Source organism: Devosia nitrariae, assembly GCF_030160115.1.
GTDB classification, from domain to species: domain Bacteria; phylum Pseudomonadota; class Alphaproteobacteria; order Rhizobiales; family Devosiaceae; genus Devosia; species Devosia nitrariae.
In genome coordinates, this window is sequence record NZ_BSNS01000022.1 from 453,093 (window position 1) to 467,093 (window position 14,001).

General features: G+C 64.8%; 12 protein-coding genes. 6 read left to right on the plus strand and 6 right to left on the minus strand.

Annotation, left to right across the window (positions count from 1 at the left end; genetic code table 11):
• Positions 1 to 26 precede the first annotated feature (26 nt).
• On the minus strand, positions 27 to 506 hold the full coding sequence (locus QQK18_RS21850) for a PPC domain-containing DNA-binding protein (RefSeq protein WP_284342484.1): 480 nt from the start codon (positions 504 to 506) through the stop codon (positions 27 to 29).
• A 216-nt stretch (positions 507 to 722) separates the two neighbouring features.
• Here QQK18_RS21850 and QQK18_RS21855 point away from each other — a divergent pair, with 216 nt between their 5' ends.
• Positions 723 to 2,480 carry a thiamine pyrophosphate-dependent enzyme gene (locus QQK18_RS21855; protein ID WP_284342485.1) on the plus strand — a complete coding sequence of 586 codons (1,758 nt, stop codon included), beginning with the start codon at positions 723 to 725 and terminating at the stop codon, positions 2,478 to 2,480.
• A 3-nt stretch (positions 2,481 to 2,483) separates the two neighbouring features.
• Here the strand turns inward: QQK18_RS21855 and QQK18_RS21860 are convergent, their stop codons facing one another.
• The 5 genes from QQK18_RS21860 to QQK18_RS21880 all read right to left on the minus strand — a co-directional run bounded on the left by QQK18_RS21860 (position 2,484) and on the right by QQK18_RS21880 (position 6,922).
• Positions 2,484 to 4,070 (minus strand): copper resistance CopC/CopD family protein, encoded by a 1,587-nt coding sequence (locus tag QQK18_RS21860; RefSeq protein ID WP_284342486.1) that lies wholly within the window; start codon positions 4,068 to 4,070, stop codon positions 2,484 to 2,486.
• A 53-nt stretch (positions 4,071 to 4,123) separates the two neighbouring features.
• Positions 4,124 to 4,642, minus strand: coding sequence for a YcnI family copper-binding membrane protein (locus QQK18_RS21865; RefSeq protein WP_284342487.1), 519 nt, complete (start codon positions 4,640 to 4,642; stop codon positions 4,124 to 4,126).
• A 51-nt stretch (positions 4,643 to 4,693) separates the two neighbouring features.
• A complete protein-coding gene (locus tag QQK18_RS21870) occupies positions 4,694 to 5,077 on the minus strand; it encodes a hypothetical protein (RefSeq protein ID WP_284342488.1) in 384 nt (127 codons plus the stop codon).
• Between the two features lie 121 nt (positions 5,078 to 5,198).
• A complete protein-coding gene (locus QQK18_RS21875) occupies positions 5,199 to 5,780 on the minus strand; it encodes a dienelactone hydrolase family protein (protein ID WP_284342489.1) in 582 nt (193 codons plus the stop codon).
• 80 nt (positions 5,781 to 5,860) lie between these two features.
• Positions 5,861 to 6,922, minus strand: a complete 1,062-nt coding sequence (locus QQK18_RS21880; protein ID WP_284342490.1) for a LacI family DNA-binding transcriptional regulator — start codon at positions 6,920 to 6,922, stop codon at positions 5,861 to 5,863.
• 202 nt (positions 6,923 to 7,124) lie between these two features.
• Between QQK18_RS21880 and QQK18_RS21885 the strand changes: the two genes are divergently transcribed.
• Genes QQK18_RS21885 through QQK18_RS21905 form a run of 5 tightly spaced genes read left to right on the plus strand, consistent with a single transcriptional unit; the run spans position 7,125 to position 13,949 of the window.
• Complete coding sequence (locus QQK18_RS21885) at positions 7,125 to 8,573, plus strand: ABC transporter substrate-binding protein (RefSeq protein WP_284342491.1); 1,449 nt, start codon at positions 7,125 to 7,127, stop codon at positions 8,571 to 8,573.
• Positions 8,574 to 8,603: 30 nt separating this feature from the next.
• Complete coding sequence (locus QQK18_RS21890; RefSeq protein ID WP_284342492.1) at positions 8,604 to 9,530, plus strand: carbohydrate ABC transporter permease; 927 nt, start codon at positions 8,604 to 8,606, stop codon at positions 9,528 to 9,530.
• 1 nt (position 9,531) lies between these two features.
• On the plus strand, positions 9,532 to 10,380 hold the full coding sequence (locus QQK18_RS21895) for a carbohydrate ABC transporter permease (RefSeq protein ID WP_284342493.1): 849 nt from the start codon (positions 9,532 to 9,534) through the stop codon (positions 10,378 to 10,380).
• A 20-nt stretch (positions 10,381 to 10,400) separates the two neighbouring features.
• Positions 10,401 to 11,855 carry a sulfatase family protein gene (locus QQK18_RS21900; protein ID WP_284342494.1) on the plus strand — a complete coding sequence of 485 codons (1,455 nt, stop codon included), beginning with the start codon at positions 10,401 to 10,403 and terminating at the stop codon, positions 11,853 to 11,855.
• A gap of 18 nt (positions 11,856 to 11,873) precedes the next feature.
• Entirely contained in the window at positions 11,874 to 13,949 is a 2,076-nt protein-coding gene (locus QQK18_RS21905) for a glutaminase domain-containing protein (RefSeq protein ID WP_284342495.1), read from the plus strand.
• Positions 13,950 to 14,001 lie beyond the last annotated feature (52 nt).

Sequence of the window (14,001 nt, forward strand, 5' to 3'; positions counted from 1 at the left end):
CGGGTCTCGCGCAGGAGCTGGCCTTCTCAGACGCCCCTGCCGGCAGGAACGTGTCCGGGAGCGGACACGTCGGGCCGGATGAGGGCGAGGCCGCTCTGCTTATCGACAACCTTCTGCAGGTGACCTGGTGTCTCGGTCAGCACCAGCTCCAGGGTCGGGCGCACATGCGCCTCCATCAGATGACCGGCAATCGCCGTGCCGTCGCGTCGCCCGAGCACCACATGCGCATGCACCGCCTGGGTGCCGTCCGGCGCGAGGGCGATGTCGCCGTTGAGCGATGCGACTTCCACCTGCTCGTCGATCCGGTTGTGCAGATAGTCCTTGCGCTCCCAGTCGAAATAGCCGGTGACCGCGTCGCGAAAGGCGCCGATGCCGGAAAAGCTGGCGGCGGTCAGCCCTTCGCTTGCGGCGAATTGCTCGAGCCCGTGCATGACAGGATCGCCGGTTTCAAAGACGAGCGCATAGGTGCGCTGGCCGTTCTCGTCGCTCAATATCCTGCTTTGCATCGGTGCCTCCTGTCGTCGGTCTTCGACCAACTCGTGCTGCCGACAAGGGTTCCGGGCTAACCCTTGCTGGCAGCGTCGGGCCGCGCGCGGCCACTCAGGTTGAAAGCGCATGAAAGCAGGGAACCGGACGGTGGCCCATTGGTTGGTCTCACAGGTCAGGGCCTGGGGCGGGCGAAAGCCCGTGAACCAAGCCAAAAGAGCCGCGAGGACTACGCCATGGCCGAACAAACCGCCGCCGATATTCTCGTTGAAAGTCTCATCGATTGGGGCGTCGACACCGTTTTCGGCATACCCGGCGACGGCATCAACGGCATCATCGAGGCGCTGCGCAAGCGCCAGGACGACATCCGCTTCATCCAGACGCGGCATGAGGAATCCGCTGCCCTCGCCGCCTGCGGCCATGCCAAGTGGACCGGGCGCCTTGGCGTGTGCATCGCCACGTCCGGCCCCGGAGGCCTGCATCTGCTCAACGGGCTCTACGATGCAAAGCTCGACCACCAGCCGGTCCTGACCATCACCGGCCTGCCGTTCCACGACATGCTGCATACCCAGAACCAGCAGGACATCGAGCTCGACAAGGTGTTCATGGATGTGGCCGTCTACAACAACCGCGTCATGGGGCCCAGTCACGTTGAGAACACCGTGGACCTCGCCTGCCGCACGGCCCTCGCCTATCGCGGCGTCGCGCATATCACCATGCCGGTCGACGTCCAGTCCATGTCCGTGGACCCCAAGCAGCGCTCCGAGCGCAACGTCCCGGGCCGCGCCTCCGACCTGATGGCAAAGTCGGCGCGCCTTCCCGACGAGGACCAGCTGGCGCGCGCCGCCACGATCCTCAACGCGGGCAGGAAGACCGTGATTCTTGCAGGCCAGGGAGCGCTCGGGGCGGGCGACAAGTTGATCGCGCTGGCCGAGAGGCTCGCGGCACCAATCGTCAAGCCGCTCTTGGGTAAAGCCACGGTGCCGGACGACAGCCCCTATACGACCGGGGGCATCGGCCTCCTCGGCACCCGCCCGTCCCAGGAAGCCCTCGAGGACTGCGATACCCTGCTCATCGCCGGGTCGAGCTTCCCCTACATCGAATACTATCCCAAGCCCGACAGGGCCCGGGCCGTGCAGGTCGATCTCGACCCGCAATGCATAGGCCTGCGCTTTCCGGTGGAAGCGGGGCTGGTCGGCGACACCGGCAAGGTGATCGATGCCCTCTTACCCCGTCTCGACTATCGCGAGGACCGTTCGTTCCTCGACAAGGCACAGGCCGGGATGGACGAGTGGAACGCGCTGATGGTCGAGCGCGGCACGCGGGACGATAAGCCGATGAAGCCGCAGGTGGTGGCCTATGAACTCAACAAGCTTCTGACCGACGATGCCATCGTTGCAACCGACTCGGGCACCATCACCACATGGGCTGCCCGCTACCTCGACATGCGCGGATCGCGCAAATTCTCCTGTTCGGGCAACCTTGCCACCATGGCTTGCGGCCTGCCCTACGCGATCGCGGCGGCAATCGCCTATCCCTCGCGCCAGGTGGTCTGCTTCATCGGCGACGGCGGGGTCAGCATGCTCATCGGCGACCTCGCCACCTGCATCAAATACGATCTCGACATCAAGATCGTGGTCATCAAGAACAACACGCTCGGCCAGATCAAATGGGAGCAGATGGTGTTCCTCGGCAACCCGGAATATGTCTGCGACCTGCAGCCGATCGACTTTGTGACCGTCGCCCGCGGATTCGGCGTACGCGCCTATGGCATCGATGACCCGGCCGATTGCGGCGGCATCCTGCGCGAGGCGTTCGCCACGCGCGGCCCCGCCCTTATCGAAGCAACGGTCGATCCGCACGAACCGCCGATGCCGCCCAAGGCTACGCTGAAACAGGCAACCAAATTCGCCCAGTCCCTGGCCAAGGGTTCTCCGGCCCGCGAGAAGATCGCCCTGACCGTCGCCTCGGATGTCGTTCGCGAGATCGTCTGAGGTTCAGGGCAGAGTGAAGCTCCCCTCAAGCCTTGTCATCTCGAAGGAGTCGACGCGAATTTCGAGTTCGAGCTGCCACTCGCCCGCCACGGGGACGGGCATATCGACAACCCTCCAGACGCCGTCGACCTCGATGGCGTCGCGCCTGATCGCTTCGATGCCGAGCGTTGGCGAGAACAGCGTGACGGCAATCGACTGGACCGGCATGGACGCGCCCCCGGCATCGGTCAGCGCGATGTCGAGGGTGGCGGGTCCGGCCCGGCCGGGCGAGACCGTGACCATCGCCATGGTCTCGCCGCCCATCAGGTGGAAAGCGACCGGGTCGGTGGCGGCGAGCGTTGCAGCCGGAGCCAGTGCGCGCGGCGGCGGTGTGAACCGCCAGCCGGCGACGAGCCCGAGGATCATCACCACCAGCACCATCTCGAGGCTGATGGATCGACGCAAGCGGCGCCGCGCACCGGGCTCGCCCGTCAGCGCCGGCGTCGTCAGCCACCATCGATTGAGGACCGCCAGGGCAAAGAGCCCGATGATGAGGCCGAGCTTGGCCGCAAGGATCATCGCGTAGGGCGATAGCCAGTTCGAACCGGGCGCACCCATCTGGGTGATGGCGAGTGTCAGCCCCGCCAGGACCAGCGGCACCACCGCATAGGGAGCGAGCCGCGAGAACGCTGCCAGCGCGCGGTCGGCCCGCGTCGAAGGCTCGGCCAGCAGCAGCCAAAGCGGCAGCAGCGCCCCGACCCAGACGAGGATACCAGCAATGTGGAGAAACACCGCCGGCCGCGTCAGCCATTGCGGTGCGGCAGCGCCGGCATGGCCGCTCAAGGCAAGCGAGAGGGCAGCAAGGATGCCGGCGACGACGCCGAGACCGGCGACCTTCCTGCTGTCCGCAAGGCTACCGAGAGTCGTAAGGAACGCCGCGCCCGCAACGACGGCCGTCAGGCCATAGCTGGTCGAAAGCGCCGCGCTCCACACCCGGCCTTCGATGATGGCGGGCAGGGGTAACCCAAGGGCATCGAGACCCTGCAGGGCGAGCGTGGCCGGTACCAGCAACATCCCGAAGACCGAGAGGCCGGTGGCCACGCGCCTGGCCGCTGGTGGGATCGGCGCGACGACTGCAAAGACTGCACCGCCGACGCCGACGAACATCGAAACGAAGAGGAGCGTCTTGCCGGCCCAGAGCATGGCGACCACCGCCCGATCGGTTGCCGCCTCCGCAGTCGCCGCGCCCGTCATCTGGCCGACGGAGAAAACGAGTGCACCCGCGATCGGATGACCGTCCGCCGAGACCACCCGCCAGCTCAGCACATGAGTGCCGCTGCCGAGAGACGGCATGGGAACCGCGATATCCTGGCCCGCGGCCGCGCCTCCAGCCAAGTCGGCCGCGTTGCCGTCCGGCTCGACGAGCTTCAGCGCCAGAGGCGAAACCGGCTCGTTGAAATGCAGCACGACCCGGTCCGGCGCTGCTTCGAGGACCGCGTTGTCCACCGGATCGGTGGAAAGAAGCTGGGCGTGGGCCAGAGCCTCGACTGGCGCAACGACCAAGAGTAGCAGCAGGCAGACGAACCGTCGCAGGCAAAGGGCCTTACGCATGCATCAACCTCCCGAACGGGAAGCGGGGCGCGGACGGCCGCGCCCCGGCAACCTCAGTGGCCGGCAGCCTCGACCGGAACGAGCTCGAGGCTCGGGGCCGGCATCTCGGCATTCTCGTCGCCGCTCACGTCGATCCAGGCTTCCTCGCCATCGGCGCATTCCTGGATGGTCGGGAAGTAGAACGTGCCCGGCTCCAGGGTGCCTGCGAAGGTGCCGCGGAAGACGAACTCATCGTACCACTCGTTGGGCAGGTTGCCATCTTTCCAGATGATTTCCCTGACGCCTTCGGTCAGCGTCGCGCCGTGGTTGTCGTAGCCCTCTTCATAAGGACCGACGACCGTTTCGAGGGTCCAGCCGGCCTTTGGCATGGGCTTGACGTTGAAAAAGCCTACCGGGATCTGCACGCGCACCACATTGGTGGCCTCGGTCCCGCAGCCGTGCGGAATGCGCAGCACCGCCTTATAGGTCGAGCCGATGCCGGCCTGCCTGACTTCGAGGGTCGCGTGGGCGAAGACGGGACCGGCGGCCAGAACGGCAGCGGCGATGGCCGCGCCGGAAAGAAAACGGATCATGATATGTCTCCAGTGATTTGAGGTGTTTGGCAGCAAGGGGCTGCCAGGCAATCAGACCGGCACCGGAGGCGCGCGCGGCTGTCCCACATATCTGCTTGTCGCAGGGCCAGCGTGCGCCGTCCGCTCCGGATAGGCAGTCGTCTGCGCGATACGCAGGATATCGACCTCGACCGGAGGCGGCTCGACTGTCGCAATCTCGTCTTTGCCGAGCCCCGCGATCGGGCATGTGAGCCCGAACGGCGCCTCGCCGTCGGCGAGACCGGCGGATCCCGCCGCGCAGATGGACCAGGAAGGCCCTTCATAACCAAGGTCGGCCAGGTCCTGCTGCAGGCCGGCAGCCTGGTGGAGCGGGACCAAGAGGACGAGCAGGTAGACGGCAACGACCGCAAGGGCCGCGCCCAACTCCCTGATCATGGTCCTCGTTCGGAACGGCATTCGTTTTTCCGGTGCGTTTCGTGCTTTAGCCGCAAACGAGACTCTTGGAAAGGCCGAGCGTGGCCGGCTTGACCAACGGGCGTATCAATCGCGCAGGCCGTTCCCCTTGCGCTGGATCAATTCAGGCGCGGTCCAGGAACGCGATCACCCGTCGGGTGAGCAGCGCAGTTGCATCAGCGTCGTAGGACGGGAGCGAGCTGTCGGCGAAATAGTGCTGTTCGCCCGCATAGAGAAACAGCTCAGCATTCTCGACATTCGCCACAATCTCTCGTGCGGCATCGATGTCGCCCTCGCCGACGAACACCGGGTCGTTGTCCATGCCGTGGATCTGGACCGGTACGCCCACCGGCCATGGCCCGAACGACCACTGACCGCTTATCGGGAGGCAGGAATAGAAGAGCAGCGCTCCGCGGGCTCCGGGCCGCGTTTGTGCGAGCTTCTGCGCTGGCAGAACGCCGAACGAGAAGCCGGCATAGACCAGTTCGGAAGACAGTTCATCGGCGACGCGGACGCCGCGCTCGCGCATGTCTTCGAACCCGATCTCACCGATATAGGCGAGTCCCTCATCAATGCTCTGGAACGTGCGTCCGTCGAAGAGGTCCGGCGTATGTACTTTGTGCCCTGCCGCCCGCAAGTCGTCGGCGAATGCCTGCACACCGGGGGTCAACCCCTGTGCGTGATGAAACATCAGGACCTTAGCCATGGAGTCACTCCAGGTGAAATCTCGAATGCACACTTCATCAACCCTATGGCATCACCCGCCCTCGTCGGAAAAGAAATCTCTCACCCGTCCCGCCGCACCCGCGGCGGGCCGACCGAGGCACGCTCGACCAGCGGGCAATCGATCTGCAGCCGACCGGTCACGACACCTGTGCGGTCTCCATTGTCGCGCTTGGCATAGAGGTGGGTGATGGCGCGCCGGCCCATGTCCTCGTGCGGCACGAGGATGGTGGTGAGCGGCGGCCAGAGGTGCCGGGCGGACGGGTGATCGTCGAAGCCGACGACGGAGATATCGCCGGGAATGGTGAGCCCAGCCTCCTTGATAGCTTCGTAGCACCCGATCGCCATCTCGTCGCTCGCGCAGAAGATCGCCGTGGGCGGTTCCGGCAGGGCCAGCAAGTCACGCGTACAGTCATGTCCACCCGAGAGGGTCCAGTTGCCGGTTCGCACCAGCTTTGCATTGAACGCGATGCCGGCGGCCTTGAGGCCACGCTTGTAGCCGCGCAGGCGGTCCCGGCTGGCTTCCATCCAACCCTCGCCGTTGATGAAGGCGATACGGCGATGGCCGGCATCGGTCAGGTGCCGCACCGCCGTTTCCGCACCCATTGCGTGGGCGGGCAGGATCGCCGGGGCCGGATCGCCTTTGATATGGCAGTTGATGAGAACCACCGGCACAGCGCTGAGCTTCTGGGGAAGGGTATATTCGCGGGTGAAAAAGGCGGCAAAGACGAGGCCCACCACGCGGTGCGCGAACAAGAGTTCCAGCGCTGTCGCGCGCAAGCGCTCGTCGTTCGCCGTAGGCAGCACGACGAGCACGGCCTCGTTCTCCCAGGCAAGCTGACGCGCCGCATCGATGGCCTTGTTGACGATAGGGTTCGACGTGCTGTCGTCGATGATGAAGCCGATGGCCTGCAGGCCACCGCTGCCGACGGGCGCGCGCATCCACACGCGATAACCGAGGGCTTCAGCCGCTTCGCGCACGAGCTTTCGCGTTGTCTCGGTAACCCGCGTTCCGCCGGTTTCATTAAGGACCATGGAGACGGTGGCCTGGCTGACGCCAGCGAGCTTGGCCACATCGACCATCGTCGCACGGGCACTCGCTTTCTCGGTCTTGCGTCTGTTCATCAGCCCCTCCGCCACGACGCATAACGCAGCTTTCGGGGAAAGAAAACCACGACAACGCCACCGAACGGGTCGAGTTATACATAACTCGAGTCGCTTGACGATAGTTATAAATAACTGTTAGCGTTGCCGGGCGCTGGAGGAGCGCGGTCGACCTGAGGGTCGTCACCAGATCGACGCTGCCATATGCAGCGAGGGAGGACAGATGAGCATCTCGAAGACGAACGCGGCACCGGTATCCGGCGTCAGCCGCCGCACGCTGCTGCAGGGCATGGCGATGCTGGGCGCGGCAGGCCTGCTGCCGGGCCGAAGCTTCGCGCAGGATATGGTCACCATCAAGTGGTGGGACGTCTTCCAGCCGCTGATCCCGCTGCATCAGAAGATCTGGGACGAGTTCGCCGCGAGCCACCCGGCCAAGGTCGAGTATACGCCTGGCAATCCGTCCGACATGATGCAGTCGCTGCAGCTGGCCTTCCGCAGCAACCAGCTTCCCGATGTCTTCAACGTTCCGGTTAGCGGTATCGCCGCCGTCAACGCGCTGCAGGCGGCCGGCTGGTTCCAGCCGCTCGCCGACGGCTTCACCTTCGACAAGCCTTTCCAGAAGGAGGCGCTGACCGAAGGCTTCACCAATTTCGGGGGCAAGCCCTATTCGTTCCCGATCTTCTCTCAAAGGCAGACGGCGACGTCCCTCTGGTTCTTCAAGGAGGATATCGAGGCCGCCGACGTCGACCCCGAGGCAGGCCCGGCAAGCTGGGACGAGGCGCGCAAGGCCGCTCTCGCCGGCACCGGCGATGGCAAATATGGCCTTATCCTGCCGCTCCAGTTCGGCGATCGCATGAGGGCCCATCTCATCGACCTGGCGCAGACCGCGGGTGCGGCCGGCGAGATCGACTGGCGAACGGGCGACTATGCGCACGCCTCCCAGCCGTTCCTCGATGCCATCGAATTCCTGATGTCGTTCCAGAAGGACGGCTCACTCCATCCGGGGTCTTCATCGGTCGATGCCCGTCAGGGGCGCGCGCGCTGGGTGGCCGGCGAGGCAGTGATGTTCTTCGATGGTCCCTGGAACAGCGGCGTGCTCAACGGCAGCTTTGCGGACCAGATCGACCTGATCGGCGTCACCGGGCAGGTCCCCTATCCCGTCGACCAGGCTTCGGCCTTCAACTACCGGGGGCCCAGCGGGGGAACATTCTATATCTCCGCCCAGTCCCAGCACCCGGATATCGCCACGCAAGTGCTGCAGATGCTGACGACCGACGACTATTATGTCGGCCTTGCCGAGCGCATGGACCAGCCCCCGCTCGATCTTACGGCAGTAGAGCGGGCAAACGTCCACCCGACCTATAAAAAGGTGGTCTCCGGCTACCAGAACTCCGTGCGGCTCGCGCCCGATCCGCTGGCCCGCAATCCGGCGATCAGCGCGGTCTATGCGGAGATGCGCGACGTCACCCCCGGCATTGGCGAAATCCTCCAGGGTGCGTTCAGCGGCGCCTTCAGCGATGCCAAGCCGATCCTGCAGCAATATACCGACTCCATGAGCCGGGAACGCGACCGGGCCATCGAGGTCGCCAAAAGCCAGGGAGCGGAGGTTTCGCTCGACGATTGGGTGTTCGAGGGCTGGACGCCAGGCGAGGACCTCACCGACAACTACTGAAACATTGCCGATCGGCGCGGATAACAACCGATGCATCAGAACGTCTTGCGCGGTGCGCCACTGGCCAAGCGGATGTGGGCGGACAGGTGGATTTACCTCTTCCTGCTGCCCACACTCGTCCTCGTTGGCGCGTTCACCATCTATCCGGTCATTGCCAGCATCTGGTTCTCGCTGCTCGACTGGAACGGCTTCGAACGCGCCGGCGCCTTCATCGGTCTAGGCAACTACTGCGAGCTGATCGCCGATCCTCTGTTCTGGAACGCGTTCAAGAACACCATCGTTTTCCTCCTGCTCGCGGTACCGCTGCGGGTGGGGATTGCCCTGGTACTGGCGATCGTCCTCAATGCGCATTTCCCGCTGGTGCGGGTGTTCCGCACGGCGATCTTCCTGCCGGTGGTAACCACCGCCGCCATCGTCGGCGTCGTCATGCGCTATGTGCTCGATCCGACCGGCGGTCCGCTCAACATAGCGCTATTGAACTCAGGACTCCTCGGCCAGCCGCTCAATTTCCTCGGGACCGCCGGGCTCGCGCTCTATAGCGCGGTCGGCATCTGGGTGTGGAAATGGCTCGGCATCACCCTGATCTATTGGCTGGCGGCCCTGCAGACCATTCCCCGCGATCTCTACGAGGCAGCCGCCCTCGACGGCGCCAATGCCTGGGACCGGTTCGCCAGCATCACGCTGCCGCTTCTGACCCCGTTCACCATCATCATCACGCTGATCACCGTGATCGAGGCGACCAATGTCTTCGATCTGATGCTGACGCTGACCGGCGGCGGACCGTTCTACGCCACCGAAGTCATCGACATCTTCGTCTACCGGCAGGCCTTCACCTCCAACGTGCCGCGACTCGGCTACGCGTCGGCGGCCGCCATCTTCTTCGGGCTGAGCTTCATCGTCCTCGCCAGCCTGCAGCTCATCGTCCTGCGCAAGGTCCGCGCCAGGAGGTCGCACTGACATGAACCTCGTCGCAACCCGCCGCCGTCCACAGGGCTGGAGCATCCTGCGCTACCTGGCGCTCGGCGCGCTCTGCCTTGCATGGATCTATCCCTTCCTCTGGCTGGTCTCGGCATCGCTCAAGACCCCAATCGAGATCTTTGCCAAGGGCCTGAACCTTCTCCCCGATACGCCGGTATGGGAGAACTATGTCCGAGCCTGGGGCCAGGCGGGCTTTTCCACCTATATGCTCAATACCGTCATCGTCACGGTCGGCACCGTCGCTGTCGTCGTCTTCCACACCGCGCTGACGGGCTATGTGCTGGGCCGCTACGACTTCGTCGGGCGCAAGCTGGTTATTGGAATTCTCGCTGCAACCCTGGTGGTTCCGGCCGGTCTCACCATCATTCCCATCGTCGATCTCGTCAGCGCGCTGGGCCTCCTCAATGGCCATTGGGGCATCATCCTGGCGCTGGCCGGCAGCGGCCAATCGGCGGCAATCCTGCTCTATGCCGGCTATTTCCGCGGTCTGCCGCGCGAGCTCGAAGAAGCCGCCACCATGGATGGGGCCGGGTTCCTGCGCATCTTTTTCAACGTGATGATGCCGCTCGCCGGACCGGTTACCGCGACTGTTACCGTCCTCACCTTCCTTGCGGCCTGGAACGCGTTCCTCATTCCGCTGGTCTTCACCTTCGGCACCCCCGGCCTGCGCACCCTGCCGGTCGGTATGCTGGCGTTCGTCGGCACCAATGAGACCGACTGGTCGGGAATGGCGGCGGCCGCGACGATCTCGCTGCTGCCGGTGATCGTCTTCTTCTTTTTCGTTCAGCGCTATTTCGTCGAAGGCATCGCCGGCGCCGTCAAGGCCTGAGCCAGTTGCAAAGGATCATGATGACCAAACCCAATATCCTCTGGATCTGCACCGACCAGCAGCGCTGGGACACGCTCGGCATCACCGGCAACCGCCATGTGCGCACGCCCGTTCTCGACAGGCTGTTTGCGCAGGGCGCCTGGTTTTCAGAGGCCTATTGCCAGTCGCCCGTCTGTACGCCAAGCCGGGCAAGCTTCCTCACCGGCCGCTATCCACGCACCACCTGCACCCGCCAGAACGGGCAGGACATGCCGCCCGACGAAGTGCTGGTGACGCGGCTTCTCGCCGAGAACGGCTATACTTGCGGGCTTTCGGGCAAGCTCCATATCTCGGCGGCCAACCCGAGCATCGCCCCGGTCATCGAACCGCGCATCAACGACGGCTATTCAGCCTTCCACTGGTCGCATCATCCGGGCCATTATGGCAGCGCGCAGAACTGGCCGCTCAACGAATACAATCTCTGGCTGACCGAGAAGGGGGCCGAATACAGGGCCGACCCCTATCGCGGTTCGAACTACGTCAAGGCCGGGCCCGATACGGCCGATCACCAGACGACCTGGTGCGCCGACAAGGCCATCAACTTCTTCAAGGCCCACGAATCTTCAGACCGGCCGTGGCTGTTCTCGGTCAATTTCTTCGATCCGCACCATCCGTTCGATCCGCCGGCCGAATATCTCGACCGCTATCTCGACCGGCTCGACGAGATCGAGCTGCCCAACTACCGACCGGGCGAGCTCGATGACAAACCCGTCTTCCAGAACATCGACCACGCCGCCGCCTATGGCGGCAATGCCGGCATGCCCTATGACGAGATGAGCGAGGCCGACCACCGGCTGGTGCGCGCCGCCTACTTCGCCATGTGCGACCTGATTGACGACCAGGTCGGGCGCATGCTCGAGGCTCTCAAGGAAACCGGGCAGCTCGACAACACCATCGTCATCTTCATGTCCGACCACGGAGAGCTTCTCGGCGACCACGGCGTCTATCTCAAGGGCCCATTCTTCTATGAGCCGAGCGTTCACGTGCCGCTGGCAATCTCCTGGCCGGGACACATCCCGGCGCGGCGGATCGACGGCCTTGTCGAGCTCGTCGACATTGCACCGACGCTCCTGGATGCAGCGGGCCTCGACATCTGGCCGGGCATGCAGGGCAGGTCGCTCTGGCCGTTGTTGACCGGCAGCGGCGAGGCGACGAGCACCAGCGACGTCTATTGCGAATATTACAACGCCATGCCCTGGCACCGCGACCCGCACCTGCCCTTCGCCACCATGCTGCGGACGCAGAACATGAAGCTGGTCGTCAGCCACGGCGACCGGCGCGGCGAGCTCTACGACCTAGGGGCTGACCCCAACGAAACCGTCAATCTCTGGGATGACCCGCAAAGGCTGGCGCAGAAGTGCGATCTGTTGCAACGTCTCTGCGACCGCATGGCCTTCACCGTCGACCCGCTCCCGCCCCGCCGCGCTCCCTGGTAACCTGAAGAGACTTCCATCATGACCGATCCCCGCAGCGCCCGCGCCCCGGCAACGCCGCTTGTCGTCCACGACCCGTTCATGAGCGTGTGGTCGCACACGGACGAATTGACCCAATCCTGGCCGACGCACTGGACCGGCAAGAACCAGTCGATGTCCGGCATGGCCCATATCGACGGCAAGGGCTATCGCTTCATGGGACTGGTGACCCGCAGCGGACGCGACGTGCCGGCCATGCGCCAGACCGCGCGCGATGTGACGCCCCTGCGCACCATCTATCGGTTCGAGGCCGACGGCGTCGAACTGACGCTGACCTTCACCACCCCGACCTTTCCCGAAGATGTCGAGCTGATGGCCCGGCCGGTCAGCTATATCGATATCGAGGTGGCCTCCATCGACGGCAAGCCGCACGAGGTGTCCGCCTATATCGACTGGAGCACCAACTGGGCGACCGGCAATCCGGAGACCGACGTCATCTGGGGCCGCCATCGCGCCGGGAAAACTGAGGCCCTGTTCGTCGGCGCACGCGAACAGACGCCACTCCATCGCTCCGGCGACGAAGTGCAGATCGACTGGGGGTATCTTTATACCTCGACCGAACCCGACATGGCCGCCGACAGCGCCTTCGGCGACGCCCGGACCCTCCGCGATAGCTTCGCGCTGACTGGCACTATCCCGGCACGCGACGATGTGCGTGAAGGCAAGCCCCTGCCCATGCCCACGCACGGCCATCGCGGGCTCAACCTCAACCAGAGCGGCATCCATCAGGAGCGTCCGGCCTATAACGTTGCCGCCTGGAGCCGCGCGTTCGGCAGCGTCGACAAAGAGAAGCAGGCGTTCCGTCTGTTGGTGGCTTACGACCAGGTCTTCGCGCTCGAATATTTCAACCGCCGTCTGCGGCCCTTCTGGAGCCGCAACGGAGCGTCGGCGATTGGCCTGGTGGAACGCGCCTGGGCCGAGCGCGAGGCGCTTTGCGCCCGCGCCGCCGCCTATGACGACGAGCTCATTGCACAGCTGACGCGCTCGGGCGGCGAGACGTACGCCCGCGTCGGCATCCTGGCGTTCCGCCAGTGCCTGGGCGGTCATGCCCTGGTCGCCGACCTCGACGGCAAGCTCCTCTATTTTTCCAAGGAGAACTCGTCCAACGGGTGCCTCGGCACGGTCGATCTCACCTATCCGGGAGCGCCGTTCTTCCTCATCCACAACCCCGCGCTCCTCGAAGCGCAGATGCGCCCGATCTGTGCCTATGCGATGGGCGGCCGCTGGCCCTTCCCCTACGCGCCGCACGATGTCGGCCAGTTCCCGCTCGCCAACGGCCAGGTCTATGGCGGCGGCGAGCTCACCGAGCACAACCAGATGCCCTATGAGGAAAGCGGCAACATGCTGATCCTCGCGGCAGCGCTCGCGCAAAAGACCGATGACGACCGCTTCATCCGCGAATTCTGGCCGCTGTGGGAGAAGTGGGCGAAGTACCTGGTCGAGGCCGGCATCGATCCGGAGAACCAGCTCTGTACAGACGATTTCGCCGGCCATCTGCCGCACAACGCCAATCTCTCCTTGAAGGCCATCGTCGGCGTCGGCGCCTATGGGCTCCTCTGCCGCCGGCTCGGCAAGACCGACGAGGCCGAGGAACACCTCGCCATCGCCCGCGACTGGGCCCTGAAGTGGCCCGGCCTTGCCGATGATGGCGACGCGTTCCGTCTCGCCTTCGACAAGGCCGGATCCTGGAGCCAGAAATACAATCTCATCTGGGATCGTATCCTCGGGCTTGGCCTCTTCCCCGACGAGATCGCCCGCAAGGAAATGGCCTCCTACAAGCGCCGCCAGGACCGCTACGGCCTGCCGCTCGACAGCCGCGAGCACTACACCAAGCTCGACTGGTTGGTCTGGACCGCGTGCCTCACCGGCGACCAGGCCGATTTCGACGCCCTCATCGCGCCGGTCGCCAACTGGCTCGACGACGCCCCCGAACGCGTGCCGCTCTCCGATTGGTTCGATACGCAGACCGGCAAGCAGATCGGCATCGGCGGCTTCCGCTCACGGCCGGTGGTCGGGGGGACGTTTATCAAGCTGATGCTGGATCAGGCGAAGGGGTGACGGATCGAAAACCGCCACCGCATTTCCACCTTCAACCCCGGGCCATACTGGA